This is a genomic window from Methylopila turkensis (assembly GCF_027922325.1).
Taxonomy (GTDB): Bacteria; Pseudomonadota; Alphaproteobacteria; order Rhizobiales; family Methylopilaceae; genus Methylopila; species Methylopila turkensis.
On sequence record NZ_BSFL01000002.1, the window covers coordinates 838,298 to 854,403 of the forward strand.

Sequence of the window (16,106 nt, forward strand, 5' to 3'; positions counted from 1 at the left end):
CGATCAGGGATAGACGATCACGATCCCGAGCGCGTCCGCTCCCGACGACAGAAGCCCCGGCAGCTGGGCCGGAGCGTCGTCGAAAGCGATCTCGCGATCGAGCAGCAGGTCATACGCGCGCGCGTGGCGTAACAGATGCAAGGCCGCGTCCAACCGCCGCGCATGCGGCCACCGCGGCCGCCGCGACGGCGCCACCATGCCGACCTGCGACGAGACCAGCTTCAGCCGACGGGAATGGAACGCGCCGCCGAGCGGGACGGCGACGTCGCCTGCGCCGTGCCAGCTCGCCTCGACCACGACCGCCTCGTCGCCCGCGGCGGCGAGCGCCGTCGCAAGCCCGGCGGCGGTGGCGCTGGCGTGGATCACGACGTCGGCGTCGCGCGGCGCGTCTGCCGGAAACGCGAAACGCGCCCCGAGCGCCTCGGCGACCGACCGGCGGTCCGCGACGTCGACGACGGTGACCTCGGCGCCGGGCAACCGCGCGGCGAGCGACGCCGCCAGCAGGCCGACCACGCCGCCGCCCACCACCACGACGCGGTCGCAGGGGCCGGCGCCGGAATCCCACAGCGCGTTGAGGGCGGTCTCCATGTTGGCGGCGAGCGTCGCGCGTTTCGCCGGCAGCCCTTCCGGAAGCAGCGCCAGCTCGGCGGGGGCCGCGCCGAAGCGGTCCTCGTGCGGATGCAGGCAGAACGCCATCCGGCCGGCGAGCTCCGGCGGACCGCCGACGATCTCGCCGACTGCGCAGTAGCCGTACTTCACCGGGCCCGGAAACTCTCCCTCCTGACGCGGGGCGCGCATGCGCTCGCGCTCCTCCGGCGGCACGCGGCCTTCGAGCACCAAGCGCTCGGTGCCGCGGCTGACGGCGGAAAAGGCCGTGCGAACCTCGACCTCGCCGGGCGCGAGCGCGAACGGCTGCGTGCGAATCTCGACCGTGCCGTCGCCGGGACGCCACAACGCGCGCCGGCCTGCGTCGAGGGAGTTGCCGGGGCGGTGCATCGGCCTAATTGCTCGCTGGTTAGTCCATTGGGGCACGGAATGGGCGCCACGCCGCATGGTATAGAGCGGCGGCGCGTCTCGGCAGCCTGGCCGCCCCGGCCCAACGAAAGCGTGACATGAGTTCCACGATCGACAGCTCCCCGGTCGCCCCCGTCCCCGCCTCGCTTCTCCGGAGAACGTTCAGCGGCGTGACGCCGACCGGGACGCAATCGACGCTCGGCCTGTTCTTCCGCCGCCTTACGATGGCGACGCTCGTGCTGGGCACATCGGCCGCTTTGACCGTCGCGTTTTGGACGGTGATGAACGTCGACGGCTGGTCGATCCCGGAAATGGCGATGTTCGTCTGCTTCGTGGCGTCGCTGCCGTGGATCGTCATCGGGTTCTGGAACGGCGTCATCGGCCTCGCGCTGCTGCGCTTCGCGCGCGATCCGCTCGACGTGGTCATCCCCTGCGCGGCGCGGGTGAGCGACGAAGGGGCGATCACGTCCCGCACCGCGATCGTCATGTGCATCCGGCACGAGGACTCGCAGCGGGTCGTGCGCCGGCTCGACGCCATCCTGCGCAGCGTCGACGCCACCGGCTTCGGCGAGGCCTTCGACGTCCATGTGCTCAGCGACACCACGCGCGACGACTTCGCGGCCGACGAGCGCGCGGCGATCGAGGGCTGGCGCGCCGGGCTCGTTCGCCCGGAGCGGGTGTTCTACCGCCGCCGCGCCGTGAATAAGGGCTTCAAGGCGGGCAACATCCGCGAGTTCCTGCTGGAGCGCGGCGACGACTACGAGGTGATGATCACGCTCGACGCCGACAGCGTGATGTCCGGCCCGACGATCCTGAGACTCGTGCGCGTGATGCAGGCGAACCCGAAGCTTGGCATCCTGCAGAGCCTGGTGGTCGGCCTGCCGGCGCGGACCGCCTTCGCCCGCATGTTCCAGTTCGGCATGCGCGCCAGCATGCGCTCCTACACCATGGGCGCGGCGTGGTGGAGCGCGGACTGCGGACCGTACTGGGGTCACAACGCCGCGATTCGCGTCGCGCCGTTCCGCGACCACGCGGAGCTGCCGGAGCTGCCCGGCGCGCCGCCGCTCGGCGGCGTCATCCTCAGCCACGACCAGGTCGAGGCGGTGCTGATCCGGCGCGCCGGCTACGAGGTCTGCGTGCTGCCGGAGGAGTCCGGCTCCTGGGAGGACAACCCGACCTCGCTGCCCGACTTCCTGCGCCGCAACCTGCGCTGGTGCCAGGGCAACATGCAGTATGTGAAGCTGCTCGGCATGCCGGGCCTTCGGCTGATCAGCCGGGTGCAGCTTCTGCTCGCCATCCTGATGTATGTGAGCGCGCCGGCCTGGATCGGATTCATGATCGCCGGCGCGGCCCAGGCGTTCGGGCCGCCGTCGGTGATCGGCGATCTCGACCCGCCCGGCTCGTTCCCGGTCGGCCTCAGCATCGGCCTGTTCCTGGTCATGCTGTTCCTGACCTTCACGCCGAAGCTGATGGGCTATCTCGACGTGGTCATGAGCGACCGGGAGTCGGCGCGCTACGGCGGGACGGGCGCGTTCGTCGCCGGCACCGCGGCCGAGCTGCTGTTCGGCTTCCTGCTGGCGCCGGTGGTGAGTTTCTCGGTGACCGTCTTCCTCGTCTTCCTGCTCGGCTTCGGCGCTTCGGTCGGCTGGGAAGCGCAGGACCGCGACGGCCACCGCGTCGGCTGGCTCGAGGCCGCGTCCAAGCTCTGGCCGGCGACGCTGTTCGGCGTGGCGCTGACCGTGACGCTCGCCTACGCGGCGCCGCAGGTGCTGCTGTGGGCTTCGCCGGTGATCGCGAGCTTCCTGCTCGCCGTTCCGTTCACGGTGATCACCTCGACCGACGCGCTCGGAGCGCTCGCCGCCCGTTCGCGCCTCGGCGCGACGCCGGAGGAGATGGCGCCGCCGGTGGAGGTGCGCGCGGTCAGCGACAGCCTGCCGGCCATGGTTCGCTATGGCGCGCCGCTGGCGCCGTTCCGGCTGGACGGCGGCGAGACGGGCGCGCGGCTCAGCGCCATGGTTGAAGAGCCCGCCCGCTGACGCCGGCCGCCGGCGCGATTGACCGCGCCGGCGAAAACCACCATCTCAAGGGTTCGCAAGACGAGCGGCCGGCTTACGGCCGCCCTCGCCCCCATGGCTCCGCGCCTTGAACCCGGAGACTGATCGAGATGTTCATCCAGACCGAAGCGACGCCGAACCCCGCGACGCTCAAGTTCCTGCCAGGCCGGGACGTGCTCCCCGGCGGAGCGCTGGAAATCCGGCACGCGGCCGAAGCCTCCCGCTCGCCGCTCGCGGAGAAGCTGTTCGCGATCGACGGCGTCGCCGGCGTGTTCTACGGCTCCGACTTCATCACAGTGACCAAGGCCGACGGCGAGTGGCAGCACCTGAAGCCCGCGATCCTCGGCGCGATCATGGAGCACTACCTCGCCGGGGCGCCGCTTCTGGCGGACGGCGCGGCGGAGACGCCCGGCGAGGGCGAGTTCTTCGACGAGTCGGATTCGGAGACGGTGGATACGATCAAGGAGCTGATCGAGACCCGCGTCCGCCCGGCGGTCGCCATGGACGGCGGCGACATAACCTTCCGTGGGTTCCGCGAAGGCGTGGTCTATCTCGACATGAAGGGCTCCTGCGCCGGCTGCCCCTCCTCCACCGCGACGCTGAAGCAGGGTATCGAAAACCTCCTGCGTCACTTCGTGCCAGAGGTCGAAGAGGTGCGCCCGATGGCGTGACCGTCAGGTCTCCATGGCGCCGCGCGGCGTCGTCGAGCCGTTGGAATTGCTTGATGCCGCGCAGCGCGCTGACCTATTCTCGGCAGCGTCGATGATCCGGGGAGCGCCTGTCCTCCGTAACCTGTCCCACATGGTTCAAAAGCTTGACGCGCGGCGCAGGACGCGCGATTGGCCGGAGAAGGGTCACCCGCGCGGCGAAAACGGGAGGCGGGCGGGTCCCTGGCGGGTCCCCGACGGCCCTGATTGAAGGAACAGAATGCTGGATACGCCCGACATCGTGACGCTGAACGATTCAGCGCAGATCCTGCCCTCTCCGTCGCCCAAGGCGAACGTCGTGGTTTTCGGCGGGCTTCGCAGCCAGGGCGGCTACAGCATTCCGGCGTTCGAGTTCGTCCACACCTTGCGCGAGCTTTCGTACAACGTGCTGTTCGTCAAGGACGAGACGCGGCGTTGGTACAATTTCGGGCTCAAGGGCTTCTCGGACTCGATGGACGACACGTCGGCCAAGATCGGCCGGGTCATCAATGAGCGGTTCGGAAAGAACGGCCTGCCGCTCATCACGCTCGGCAACTCGATGGGCGGCTACGCGGCGCTGTATTTCGGCGAACGTCTGAAAGCGCAGTACGTGCTGGCGATCGTGCCGCAGACGATCATCTCGGTCGAGGCGCGGACCCGGCTGGACGACGACCGCTGGCGTCCCGAACTGTCGGGCTTCCGTCCGCAGCACGCCGACCTGCGCAATGTCCTGCGCGGCGGCGCCGTGAAGTCTCAGATCGTGGTTGGCCGCGACTGTCTTCCGGACATCGTGCAGGCGGGCAATCTCGCGGGCGCCCGCGGCGTCCACATCGACACCGTCGAGGGCGCGAGCCACGACGTCACCCGCGTCTGGAAAGACAAGGGCGCGCTGGTCGAGACCATATCCGGTTATCTCGACAAAAATCTTCCCAACGTCGAAGCGGCGTAAGCGCGGGCGATCGGTCACCGCGTTAACGTTTCGCGACATTTTGCACCGTGCGGCTGACGCGTGCGCGGACGTTGCGCCCCGCGGCAAAGGACCTGGACCGGGGCGCCGCGCGCGCTGATTTAGGCTCGCGCCAGATGCCGCGTCCGGCTCACCCCGTGCGCTTCAGGACCGTGCAGGCGTACCAAGTCTCGCGCCAGCCGCCGAAGCCGTCCTCGACCAGGGCGTCAAACCGCCGACCGAACACGTTCATGCGGCGCTGGAAGGTGTCGTAGCCGGTGATGACGGTCTCGAACTTCATGTCCGTCTCGGTCGAGAACATCTTCGCGAAGCTGGTGTGGGAGTACCGGAAGAAATCGTCCGGCGACTTGTGATAGCGCTGGGCGAAAGGCGCGACGAATACGACGAGCCCGTCCGGCTTCAGCATGCGGGCGACGTGCTTGACCGTGATCCACGGCCTATAGAGATGCTCGAATGTGTTGTTTGAATAGACGACGTCGAAGAAGCTCTCGAACTGCCGGTTGTTGTCGACATAGTCTTCGGCGCAGAGATCGCCCGCGACGACGTTCGGCCCGGTCGGCTTGATGTCGCAGCCGAAATAATTGAAGCGGCTCGCGAACTGCTCCTTCGCCTTGGCGTGCCGCACGCGGTCGTACTCGCCCTGAACGCTACCGAGCAGGATCTTAAGCTGGCCGTCGCGGCCGCCCAGATCGAAGAAATTCCGCTTCTGCCGCTGGTCCTTGGTCGCGTCATCCTTGGCCACGAGCTTCCAGAGCGTGGCGCCGCGGTCGATCGTCGTCCGGTAGGCGAACCGTTCCGCCGGCTCTCCGACCACGTGCTTGCTCAGCTCGGCGCGTTTGGCGCTGAGATCGGAGCCCATTGCCTCACGCTCCTCGGCATGCGCGTCGTCGTCCAGTTCGGGCTCGTTGGCGACACGGTCGACAAGTCCTCGCAACTTGTCCCGGAGCCCTGTCGCCGTCGCCTCTTTGGTCATTACCAAGCCCTTCTCTTAGCGCTTCCAAATTGAGTTTATGCTGATCGGCCCACATCGGGAAGCGGCGCCTTCAGACGATCACGCGCTTGATCCGCCGATTGGCGGACGGGGCCACAATTGGACGGCCTGATCGCGATCGAGGTCTGGTGACTGGCGCTGGAGGATTTCGTCGCGCCGGCGACGTGGCGGAGACAGTCAGGCGGCTCGCCCGCGGACCGCGCGCGTGGACTGGCGATCCCGGGAAGACTCGAACTTCCGACCTTCGGTTTAGGAAACCGCTGCTCTGTCCTGCTGAGCTACGGGACCAACGCCACGCCGCGGACGCTAGCACGGCCGGCGGACAGTCTCCAGCGCGCGCGGCGCGCTCGCCGGTGCGGCCCGAGCGCGCGTCAGCCCGGCGCGACGACCACCCGGCCGCCGCTCACCGACACGTTTTCGAGCCTCAGCGTCACGATCCGGACGCCGGCGTCGTCCGGATCGATGCGGACGGCGAAGCCGAGCTCGCGGCAGATGGCGAGCATGGCCGAATTCTCGGCCAGCACCTGGCCCGAGATCGTGCGCAGGCCTTCCTGCTTGGCGCGCTCGATCATCGCCGCCATCAGCCGCCAGCCGAGCCCCCGACCCTTCAGATCGGAGCGCAGCAAGATGGCGTATTCGCCCTCGACGCCGTCGGCGTCGGCGTGCAGCTGCACAAGGCCAATGATGCGCTTACGATCGTCCGTCGCCAGCAGCACCATGTTGCGGGCGTAGTCGATCTGGGTCATGCGGGCGATGAAGGCGCGCGGCACCTCCTTCACCGGCGTGAAGAACCGCTGGCGCAGATCGTCCGGGGCGACCGCGCGGAAGAAGGCGGCGACCGAGGGCTCGTCCTCCGGCCGCACCGGCCGCACATGCGCCTGCGAGCCATCGCTGAGGGTCAGCAGGCTCTCGAACTCCTTCGGATAGGGCCGGATGGCGAGGCGCGGATTGGCCGGCCCCGCCTTCGCGTTGCGCGGCGCGAGCCGCACGCGCACCCGCGCGTCGAGCGCCACGACGCCCTGGGCGGTCGCCATCAACGGATTGATGTCGAGCTCGCCGATCTCCGGCGTGTCGGCCGCGAGCTGCGCGAGCTTGACGAGCGTCAGCGCGACCGCGTCCAGGTCGACCGCGGGGGCAGCGCCCTCCGGCCCGGCCAGCACCGCGCCGATGCGCGTCCGTCCGATCAGGTCGCGGGCGAGCCTGAGGTCAAGCGGCGGTAGGGCGAGCGCGACGTCGCGGACGATCTCCACCGCGCCGCCGCCGGCCCCGAAAGCGACGACCGGACCGAAGGTCGGATCGTCGTAGAGGCCTGCGAACAGCTCGATCCCCTCGTTCGGCCGCAGATGCGGCTGCACCAGGAGGCCCTCGATCCGGGCGCGGGGCGCGCGCTCCGCCACGCGGCCCAGCATGGCGACCGCCGCCTCCACCACCGCGGTTTCGGTGTCGAGCCCGAGCCGCACGCCCCCGACGGCGGCTTTGTGCGACAGATCGGGCGAGACGATCTTCAGCACCGCCGCGCCGCCGCGCTCGAGGAAGCCGCGCGCGACCTCGCCGGCGGCCTCCGGCGTGTCGACCACCGCATGGGGCAGCACCGGGATCGCATAGGCGCGCAGCACCTCGGAGGCGTCGGTCGGCGACAGCCATTCGCGCCCCTGGTCGAGCGCGTCGCGCATGGCGGCGAGCGCGCGCGCAGGATCGGGCGAGAAGTCGTCCGGCAGGGACGGCGGCGTCTCGAGCAGCGCCTCCTGCGCCTCCACGTGGCGCACGAGGTGCATCAGCCCGGCGAGCGCGCTTTCCGGCGTGCGGAAGAACGGCACATGCGCGGCCTCGAGGATGCGGCGGGGCGCGGGTTCGGAGCCGAGGAAGGCCGCGAACACCGGCTTCGGCGGATAGACCCGGCCGCGGGCGCGGGCGGCGCTGGCGGCGACCGCGCCCGCGCAGGGGCCCGCTTGGGACAGCATGGTCGGCGCATGGATCGCGAGCGCCGCGTCGACGCCCCGGTCGGCGAGCGCGGCGTCGAGCGCCGCCTCGTAGCGCTCCGGCGTGGCGTCGCCCGCAAGGTCGATCGGATTGGCGCGCGACCAGTCGCAGGCGAGCGCTGCGTCAAGGGCCGCGACGGTCGCCTCCGACAGTTCTGCCGACCGGCCCCCGAGATCGACCAGCCGGTCGACGCCGAGAACGCCGAGGCCGCCGCCGTTGGTGACGATCGCGATCCGCTTGCCCGACAGCGGCGCCACATGGGCGAGCGTCTCGAGCGCGGCGAACATGTCGGCGAGATCGGCGACGCGCAGCAGGCCGGCGCGCCGGAAGGCGGCGTCGTAGGCCGCGTCGGAGGTCGCGAGCGCGCCGCTGTGGGTCGCGGCCGCCTTGGCCGCCGCGGCGTGGCGCCCGCCCTTGATCACCACGACGGGCTTCGCGCGGGCGGCGGCGCGGGCCGCCGACAGGAACCGCGGCGCGTCCCGGATCTGCTGGAGATAGAGCACGATCGCGCGGGTCCGGCGGTCGGTCGCGAAATGGTCGAGCAGATCGTCCACGTCGACGTCCGCCATGTCGCCGAAGCAGACGACGCCGGAAAAGCCGATGCCGCGGACATTGGCCCATTCGATCACCGACGAGGCCACCCCGCCCGACTGGGACAGAAGCGCGAGATCGCCGGCCTTGGCCTGCGGCGCGAAGCTCGCGTTCAGTCCGACATGGGGGCTCAGCACGCCGAGGCAGCCTGGGCCGATCAGGCGCATCTCCCGGCTCCGCGCGGCGAGCTCGGCGGCGTCGCGCAGCGAGCCCGGACCGCGTCCGAGCCCCTTGGTCACGACCGCCGCAGCCCGGCTGCCGGCCGCGCCCGCGGCGTCGAGGATGCCCGGAACCGCCGCCGGCGGCGCCGTCACCACCACGAGATCGGCCGGCTCCGGCAGGTCGGCGAAGCTCGCCGCCGCCTTGACGCCGTCGATCTCGGCGTGATCCGGATTAACCAGCCGGATCGGTCCGGAATAGCCGCCCTCGCGCAGGTTCCTGAGCACCGCGCGGCCGACGCTGCCCTCGCGCGGGCTTCCGCCCGCAAGCGCGACGGAGCGGGGCGCGAACACGGCGTCGAGATTGCGGGTGGACATGGGCGTCGGCGCTCCGTCGCTTGCGCAGAAACGCCCGAGGCGCCTGGCGTCCGGCCGCCGCACCTTGAACGTCGCGCCGCGAGCGCGCCAGCCCTGGCGTCATCTAAGGCGGCGCGTTCCCCTGGAGAAGGCTTTACGGCTGCGTCTGCGACGGCGGATCGCTGGCCGGGAAACTCTCGTCGAGCGCCTCGTCCAGCTCCTCGTCCTCGTGCGGATCGGGGCCCTTGGTGGGTTCGGCCGGCTTCGGCGGCTCCGGCGCCTTGTCCTTGTCGCCGCCGGGATCGACCGCGAGCGTCGAGCCGACACGCGGCTCGGCGGGCGTCGAACCGGCCGGCTCGGACGCCTCCGGCGCGCCTTCCGCCGCATGCGACGGGTCGATCAGCACGATGTGGAGCCGGCGCGGGCCGTGGGCGCCCATCAGCAGGATCTGCTCGATGTCGGCCGAGCGGGACGGCCCAGTGATCCAGTTCACCACCCGCGGCATCAGGCCTGCGCCGTAGCGGGCGCGCACCGTCTCCCACATGTCCTCGTAGGTCGCGGCGACGTCCTTCGCCTCGATTACGACGATGTGGTTGTCGGGCAGGAAGTTCAACGTGGTCGGGTTTTCCGGCCCGGCGAGCAGGACGAGCGTTCCGGTCTCGGCGACGCCGGCGTGGGCCGCGCTCACGCCCGCCGCGTCGTCGCCGAAGGAGCGGCCCTCGGTCACCTCGAGCGTGGTCATCGCCCAGGGCAGGCCCGAGAGGCGCGGGTCCGCGCCGCGCCGCACGGCCGGCGCGAGATTGTGCGCGCGCAGGAAATCGGCCACCGCCACCGGGACGTCGTCGGGCGACGCGACGGTCGCGAGCGTCGCGTCCGAGGCTTCGGCCATGGCGACGAACAGCTTCAGCCGGTCGGGCGCCGTCTTCCCGGCGGCGCGCTCCGGGATGACGCCGCGGGGATGGCCGCCGAGGCGGTCCTCCACGACCTTCAGCCTCGGCCGCTCCTCGCCCGTAACGCCGAGCGACCGCCGGATCGTGCCGAGCACCTGGTCTCGCGCGCTCAAGGTCATCGCTTCGTCCTTTCCGCCTTCCAGCGCGCCTGGAACGTGCCGCCTTGCGGGGCCGCGAGATCGCGGGTGGCGGTCCAGCCGCCGGCGAGCGGCAGGGAGCGGAACCGTCCCTTCTTCCGCCCGATCAGCGCGAGGCCAGCCATCCCGACGCGCGTCGCTAGCCGGTAGAGCCCCGGCCGCCGGACGAAGAAGCCCCACGCCTTGAGACCGTAACGCACGGGCGCCGGCGACAGATTCCGCTCGAACTCGCGCTCGCGCCAGTGCCGCATCAGCTTCGGCAGCGGGATTCGCACCGGGCACACGCTCTCGCAGCGCCCGCAGAAGGTGGAGGCGTTGGGCAGATGGCCCGCCTTCTCGACGCCGATCAGCGACGGCGACAGCACCGCGCCCATGGGGCCGGGATAGACCCAGCCGTAAGCGTGGCCGCCGACCGCGTGATAGACCGGGCAGTGGTTCATGCAGGCCGCGCAGCGGATGCAGCGGAGCATCTCGCGGAACTCGCCCGCGAGCATGGCCGAGCGGCCGTTGTCGAGCAGGACGACATGGTATTCGGCCGGCCCGTCGACGTCGTCCGGCCGGCGCGGGCCGGTGGAGAAGGTCGTGTAGACCGTGATCTCCTGCCCCGTGGCCGAGCGCGCCAGCACGCGCAGCATCTGGGCGGCGTCGTCGAGCGTCGGCACCAGCTTCTCGATCGAGGCCAGCACGATGTGGACCTTGGGCAGCGTCTGGCTGAGGTCGCCGTTGCCCTCGTTGGTGACGATGATCGAGCTGCCGGTCTCCGCCACGAGGAAGTTCGCGCCGGTGATCCCGACGTCGGCGGCGAGGAACTTCGCGCGCAGCATCGCGCGCGCCTCGGCCAGCAGGCTTTCGGGCGCGGAGAGGTCGCGGTCTTCCGGCAGGCCTTGGTGCGCGGCGCGGAAGTTCGCCTCGATCTGGTCGCGGTTCAGATGGATGACCGGCGCCACGATGTGGCTCGGCCGCTCGTTGCGGAGCTGGATGATGTACTCGCCGAGATCGGTCTCGATCGGCTGCACGCCGATCGCCTCGAGATGGGCGTTGAGATCGATCTCCTCGGAGACCATCGTCTTGCCCTTGGCGACGGTCCTGGCGCCGACGCGCTGGCAGATGTCGGCGACGATCTTGCGCGCGTCCGCCGCGGTGGGCGCGAAGTGCACATGGCCGCCGGAGGCCCGCACCTTCGCCTCGTAGGCCTCGATGTAGAGATCGAGATGGGCGAGCGTGTGGTTCTTGATGTCGCGCGCGGAATCCCTCAGCGCCTCGAATTCGGGCAGCTTGTCGGAGGCCTTCTTGCGCTTGCCGATGAAGCCGACCTCCACATTGCCGAGCGCGCGCTGCAGCGCCTCGTCGTGGAGCGCGCGGTGGGCGTTCTCCTTGAACGCCGGCGACGTGGGGACATGGACGGTCACGAACGCGCCTCCGGTTCGCCGATGGCGGGCTCCGCGCCCATGCCGGCCAGCACCTCGGCGACGTGGCGCGCCTTCACCGGGCGGCCCAGACGCTGCAGCTTGCCGGCCATGTTCATGAGACAGCCGAGATCGCCGGCGAGCAGCGTCGGCGCGCCGGAGGCCGCGACGTTCTCGACCTTCTTCCCGACGATGGCGTCGGAGATCTCGCCGTACTTGACCGCGAAGGTTCCGCCGAAGCCGCAGCAGACGTCCGGGTCCTTCATCTCGGAGACCGTCAGCCCCTCGACGCTGTCGAGCAGGCGTCGCGGCTGGCTCTTGATCCCGAGCTCGCGCAGGCCGGAGCAGCTGTCGTGGTAGGTCACCGCGCCGTCGAACCGCGCCGCCACCGAACGCACGCCGCGCACGTCGACCAGGAAGGAGACGAGCTCGAACACCCGGTCCGAGAAGGCCGCCGCCCGGCGGGCGAGTTCGGGCTCGCCCTCGAACAGTTCGGGCACGTGGCGCTTCAGCATGCCGGCGCAGGAGCCCGACGGCGCGACAACGTAATTGACGCCCTGGAACGCGTCCATGATCTGCAGCGCGAGCGCGCGGGAGGTGGCCCGGTCGCCGGAGTTGAAAGCGGGCTGGCCGCAGCAGGTCTGCTCCGGAACCACGACCTCGCAGCCTGCGTCCTCGATGAGCTTTGCGGCTGCGAACCCGACCGAGGGGCGGATCAGATCCACCAGACAGGTGGCGAAAAGCCCGACGCGGGGCCTCGGCTCGACCGGATGCGGCACTTGATAACGACTCCAGAAGCGCGGACAAATGTCAGGGCTTTGAACTGTATGGCGACCATGGCCCCGCGTCGCCGGCCATGCAAGACATGGCCGCACGTTCGCGCACGCAGCCCTCGCGGCGTCGCCTGCGGCGGCTGACATGTTAGGTTCCCGCAAACCGCCGGCGTTCAACGGCGGCGCGGTTTCGAGGAGAACGCCCCGTCATGACCGGCATCGCGCTGCCCGCGCCCGACCCCGCGATTCTGGCGCGGCGCGATGAGATCATCGCGGGCCTGAAGGCGCTGGTCCCGGGCGAGGGCGTCATCACCTCCGAGGAGGAGCGGCGCGCGTTCGAGACCGACGCGCTGACCGCCTATCGCCGCATGCCGCTCGCCGTCGTGCTGCCCTCGACCACCGAACAGACCGCGGCCGTGCTCGCCTTCCTGGGCCGCGAGGGCGTCCCGGTGATCCCACGCGGCGCCGGCACCTCGCTCGCCGGCGGCGCCCTGCCGCAGGAGGACGCCGTGGTGCTCGGCGTCGCCAAGATGTCGAAGGTGCTCGACGTCGACCTCGCGAACCGGACCGTGCGCGTCCAGACCGGCGTGACCAACCTCGGGGTCTCGGCCGCGATCGCGCATGAGGGCTTCTTCTACGCGCCGGACCCGTCCTCGCAGCTCGCCTGCACCATCGCCGGCAACATCGCCATGAACTCCGGCGGCGCGCACTGTCTGAAGTACGGCGTCACCACCAACAACCTGCTGGGCGTCACCTTCGTCACGCTGAAGGGCGAGGTGATCGAGATCGGCGGCGACGCGCTCGACGCTCCGGGCCTCGACATGCTCGGCCTGATCTGCGGCTCGGAAGGCCAGTTCGGCGTCGTCACCGAAGCGACGCTGCGCATCCTGCCCATGGCGGAAGGCGCGCGGCCGATCCTGTTCGGCTTCGCCTCCCCGGAGACCGCGGGCGCCTGCGTGGCGGCGGTGCTCGGCGCCGGCATCGTGCCGGTCGCGATCGAGTACATGGACAAGCTCGCGATCGACATCTGCGAGGATTTCGCCAAGGCGGGCTACCCCCGCGACGTCGGCGCCATGCTGATCGTCGAGGTCGAGGGCTCCGCGGACGAGATCGACGAGCAGCTCGCCCGCATCGGCGCGATCGCCGGCGACCATGGCGCGACCTACGCCCGCCAGGCGCGGACGCCGGCCGAAGCCGCCGCCATCTGGAAAGGCCGCAAATCCGCCTTCGGGGCCATGGGCCGGGTGTCCGACTACATCTGCATGGACGGCACCATCCCCACAGGCACGCTGCCGCAGGTGCTGACGCGCATCACCGAAATCTGCGACAACGCCGGCCTCAAGGTCGCCAACATCTTTCACGCCGGCGACGGCAACCTGCATCCGCTGGTGCTCTACGACATGAATGATCCGGTCTCGCTCGCGAAGGCGGAGAAGGCCGGCGAGGACATCCTGCTCGCCTGCGTCGAGGTCGGCGGCTGCCTGACCGGCGAGCACGGCGTCGGCATCGAAAAGCGCGACCTGATGACCGCCCAGTTCACCCGCATCGAACTCGAGCAGCAGATGCGGGTGAAGTCCGCCTTCGACCCGAACTGGCTGCTGAACCCCGCCAAGGTGTTTCCGCTCGACGACCGTCTGCCGAAGGTCGCGGCGTGACCGACACGATCTCTCCCTTCGACGAAGCCGGGATCGAGGCGACGATCCGGGAGGCCGCGGACGCGCGGACGCCGATCCTCATTCGCGGCGCCGGCAGCCGCGCCGGGCTCGGCCGGCCGGCGCAGGCCGGCAGGACGCTTTCGACCGAACGGCTGACCGGCGTCACCCTGCTGGAGCCGTCGGAGCTGGTGGTCTCGGCCAAGGCCGGCACGCCGGTCGCCGAGGTCGAGGCGGAGCTTGCCCGCGTCGGACAGCGCTTCGCCTTCGAGCCGTTCGACCACCGTCCGCTCTACGGCGGGGAAGCCGAGCCGACCATCGGCGGGCTGGTCGCGACCAACGCCTCGGGGCCGCGGCGCATCTACGCCGGGGCCGTGCGCGACGCCCTGATCGGCGTGCGGATGACGACGGGGCGCGCGGAGACGATCCGCTCCGGCGGGCGCGTGATGAAGAACGTCACCGGCTACGATCTGGTGAAGCTCGCCTGCGGATCGCACGGCGCGCTCGGCGTGATCACCGAAGCGACCTTCAAGACGCTGCCGGCGGCCGAGACCGAGGCCACGCTCTTGATCGAGGGGCTCGACGACGTCCATGGCGTCGCGGCGCTGTGCGCCGGCATGGGCACGCCGTTCGAGGTCACCGGCGCCGCGCACATTCCGGGACAGGGCGGCCAGCCGGCGCGCACCTGCCTCCGGCTCGAGAACTTCGAGAACCAGGTGCGCTACCGCGCCGGCGAGCTCGCCGCCCGCCTCCGAAGCTTCGGGGCGGCCGACCGGCTCGACGCCGACGCCTCGCGGGCGCTGTGGCGCGACGTGCGCGACGCGCAGCCCTTCCTCGGCTCGCCCGCCCGCGCGCTGTGGCGCATCTCGACCGCGCCGACCCGCGCGCCGGGGCTCGTCGCGCGGCTCGGCGCTCTCGTCGAGGCGCATCTCTATGACTGGAGCGGCGGGCTGATCTGGATCGCGACCTCCGCGGAGGGCGACGCCGGCGCAGGGAGGCTGCGGCCGATGGTGCGCGACGCGCGCGGCCACGCCACGCTCGTGCGCGCGCCGGACGCGGTCCGCGCCGGGATCGACGTGTTCGAGCCGGAGGCGCCGGCGCTCGCCCGGCTGACGGCGGGGATCGTCCAGGCGTTCGATCCGGCCGGCGTGCTCAATCCGGGGCGCATGCATGTCCGCTGATGCCGGCGTCGTGGTCACGCGCCCCGCGATCAGCGCCGGACGCGCCGCGCTCAGCGTCGCGCTCGTCGGCGGCTTCGCCGCGATCCTCTACGCCATGGGCCGGCCGCTGATCTGCCCCTGCGGCGAAATCAAGCTGTGGCACGGGGCCGCCAACGACGGCGGCACGTCGCAGCACATCGCCGACTGGTACTCGCTCAGCCACGTCATCCACGGTTTCATCTTCTACGGCGCGGCCGTCCTGATCGGCCGCCTGTGGGGCCGCCCGCTCGCGATCGCGACCGCGCTGATCGGCGCCATCGCGGTCGAAGGCGCCTGGGAGCTGCTGGAGAACTCGCCGATCATCATCGACCGCTACCGCGCGGCGACCGTCTCCGACGCCTTCGCCGGCGACAGCGTGCTGAACTCCGCCGCCGACATCGGCTTCATGATTCTCGGCTTCACCGTGGCGCGCCTGTCGCCCACCTGGACGATCGTCGCCGCGGCGATCGCGATGGAGCTCCTCGCGCTCTACGTCATCCGCGACAACCTCACCCTGAACGTCATCATGATCCTGCACCCGATCGACGCCATCCGGGACTGGCAGGCGATGCGGTGAACGACATGAAACGACCATTCGCGGCCTATCTGGCGGACTTCAATCGCAAAGAGCGCTATTGGCTTCTGCGCGATGCGCTCGGGCCGAGTTCCGATCGACTTTCTGCTTCGTTTCTCGAGAAGTTCGAGCCAGCTTGGCGCCCATCAGCCGAAGCGTGGTGGGCGATGGACTATCATTTTGACTGGATGGTCGCTGCGATTTGGCAAGCAGGTCGTGACGCTGGCACCTTGATCGATAGTGATAAAATCAAATTTGCAGCCGAGATCAAGGGGACTCAGGAAGACGTCGACCTGATTATTGCTGATGAATTCAGGATATGGCTTTGTGAAGCAAAATTCGGCGGAGCCCTGAGCCAAAAACAAATGACAAGTAAGATGCAGCGAGTCTTCCAGCTCAAGGAGCTGGCCGATTTTTCAGGGTTAGGCATAGAATTTATCGAGGTGGACGCCCTTCCCCGAGGTAGACAGGAACGTCGAAGAAATCTTAATTTTATGAAACAAATAAACGTTCCCATCGACGCCCATGTTGAAGGGGCGTTTTTCAAAGTGACTCGAACGGACTTCGACTCGGAAATTTGCCGTGATTTCGATGTCACACGTGTAAAAGTCTGAAGC

13 protein-coding genes and 1 tRNA gene are annotated in these 16,106 nt (G+C 70.0%); 7 read left to right on the forward strand and 7 right to left on the reverse strand.

The window, feature by feature from the left end; translation table 11 throughout:
• Positions 1–3: 3 nt before the first annotated feature.
• Entirely contained in the window at positions 4–996 is a 993-nt protein-coding gene (locus tag PKE78_RS10685) for a zinc-dependent alcohol dehydrogenase (RefSeq protein WP_271200855.1), read from the reverse strand.
• A 116-nt stretch (positions 997–1,112) separates the two neighbouring features.
• On the opposite strand from PKE78_RS10685, the gene mdoH reads away from it, so the two are divergent.
• From mdoH to PKE78_RS10700, 3 genes are all read left to right on the forward strand, one after another.
• Entirely contained in the window at positions 1,113–3,050 is a 1,938-nt protein-coding gene (mdoH, locus tag PKE78_RS10690) for a glucans biosynthesis glucosyltransferase MdoH (RefSeq protein ID WP_271200856.1), read from the forward strand.
• 128 nt (positions 3,051–3,178) lie between these two features.
• Entirely contained in the window at positions 3,179–3,739 is a 561-nt protein-coding gene (locus tag PKE78_RS10695; protein ID WP_271200857.1) for a NifU family protein, read from the forward strand.
• A 256-nt stretch (positions 3,740–3,995) separates the two neighbouring features.
• A complete protein-coding gene (locus PKE78_RS10700) occupies positions 3,996–4,703 on the forward strand; it encodes an alpha/beta fold hydrolase domain-containing protein (protein WP_271200858.1) in 708 nt (235 codons plus the stop codon).
• 148 nt (positions 4,704–4,851) lie between these two features.
• On the opposite strand, the gene PKE78_RS10705 is transcribed toward PKE78_RS10700, so the two are convergent.
• From PKE78_RS10705 to PKE78_RS10730, 6 genes are all read right to left on the reverse strand, one after another.
• The gene (locus PKE78_RS10705; protein ID WP_271200859.1) at positions 4,852–5,694 is read right to left on the reverse strand and encodes a class I SAM-dependent methyltransferase; all 843 of its coding nucleotides are present in this window, start codon (positions 5,692–5,694) and stop codon (positions 4,852–4,854) included.
• A gap of 229 nt (positions 5,695–5,923) precedes the next feature.
• Positions 5,924–6,000: transfer RNA gene (locus tag PKE78_RS10710), tRNA-Arg, on the reverse strand.
• 83 nt (positions 6,001–6,083) lie between these two features.
• A complete protein-coding gene (locus PKE78_RS10715) occupies positions 6,084–8,819 on the reverse strand; it encodes a bifunctional acetate--CoA ligase family protein/GNAT family N-acetyltransferase (RefSeq protein ID WP_271200860.1) in 2,736 nt (911 codons plus the stop codon).
• Positions 8,820–8,952: 133 nt separating this feature from the next.
• Positions 8,953–9,867 carry a LutC/YkgG family protein gene (locus PKE78_RS10720; protein WP_271200861.1) on the reverse strand — a complete coding sequence of 305 codons (915 nt, stop codon included), beginning with the start codon at positions 9,865–9,867 and terminating at the stop codon, positions 8,953–8,955.
• The gene (locus PKE78_RS10725; RefSeq protein WP_271200862.1) at positions 9,864–11,294 is read right to left on the reverse strand and encodes a LutB/LldF family L-lactate oxidation iron-sulfur protein; all 1,431 of its coding nucleotides are present in this window, start codon (positions 11,292–11,294) and stop codon (positions 9,864–9,866) included. The genes PKE78_RS10720 and PKE78_RS10725 overlap by 4 nt, the downstream gene beginning before the upstream one ends.
• The gene (locus PKE78_RS10730) at positions 11,291–12,070 is read right to left on the reverse strand and encodes a (Fe-S)-binding protein (protein ID WP_271200863.1); all 780 of its coding nucleotides are present in this window, start codon (positions 12,068–12,070) and stop codon (positions 11,291–11,293) included. The genes PKE78_RS10725 and PKE78_RS10730 overlap by 4 nt, the downstream gene beginning before the upstream one ends.
• A 203-nt stretch (positions 12,071–12,273) precedes the next feature.
• Here PKE78_RS10730 and PKE78_RS10735 point away from each other — a divergent pair, with 203 nt between their 5' ends.
• The 4 genes from PKE78_RS10735 to PKE78_RS10750 are packed head-to-tail and all read left to right on the forward strand — an operon-like array spanning position 12,274 to position 16,103.
• Positions 12,274–13,719, forward strand: a complete 1,446-nt coding sequence (locus PKE78_RS10735) for an FAD-linked oxidase C-terminal domain-containing protein (RefSeq protein WP_271200864.1) — start codon at positions 12,274–12,276, stop codon at positions 13,717–13,719.
• Positions 13,716–14,897, forward strand: a complete 1,182-nt coding sequence (locus PKE78_RS10740; RefSeq protein WP_271200865.1) for an FAD-binding protein — start codon at positions 13,716–13,718, stop codon at positions 14,895–14,897. Before PKE78_RS10735 ends, PKE78_RS10740 begins: the two co-directional genes overlap by 4 nt.
• Positions 14,887–15,492 (forward strand): DUF2585 family protein, encoded by a 606-nt coding sequence (locus tag PKE78_RS10745; RefSeq protein WP_271200866.1) that lies wholly within the window; start codon positions 14,887–14,889, stop codon positions 15,490–15,492. Before PKE78_RS10740 ends, PKE78_RS10745 begins: the two co-directional genes overlap by 11 nt.
• On the forward strand, positions 15,489–16,103 hold the full coding sequence (locus tag PKE78_RS10750) for a hypothetical protein (RefSeq protein ID WP_271200867.1): 615 nt from the start codon (positions 15,489–15,491) through the stop codon (positions 16,101–16,103). Before PKE78_RS10745 ends, PKE78_RS10750 begins: the two co-directional genes overlap by 4 nt.
• Positions 16,104–16,106: the final 3 nt, after the last annotated feature.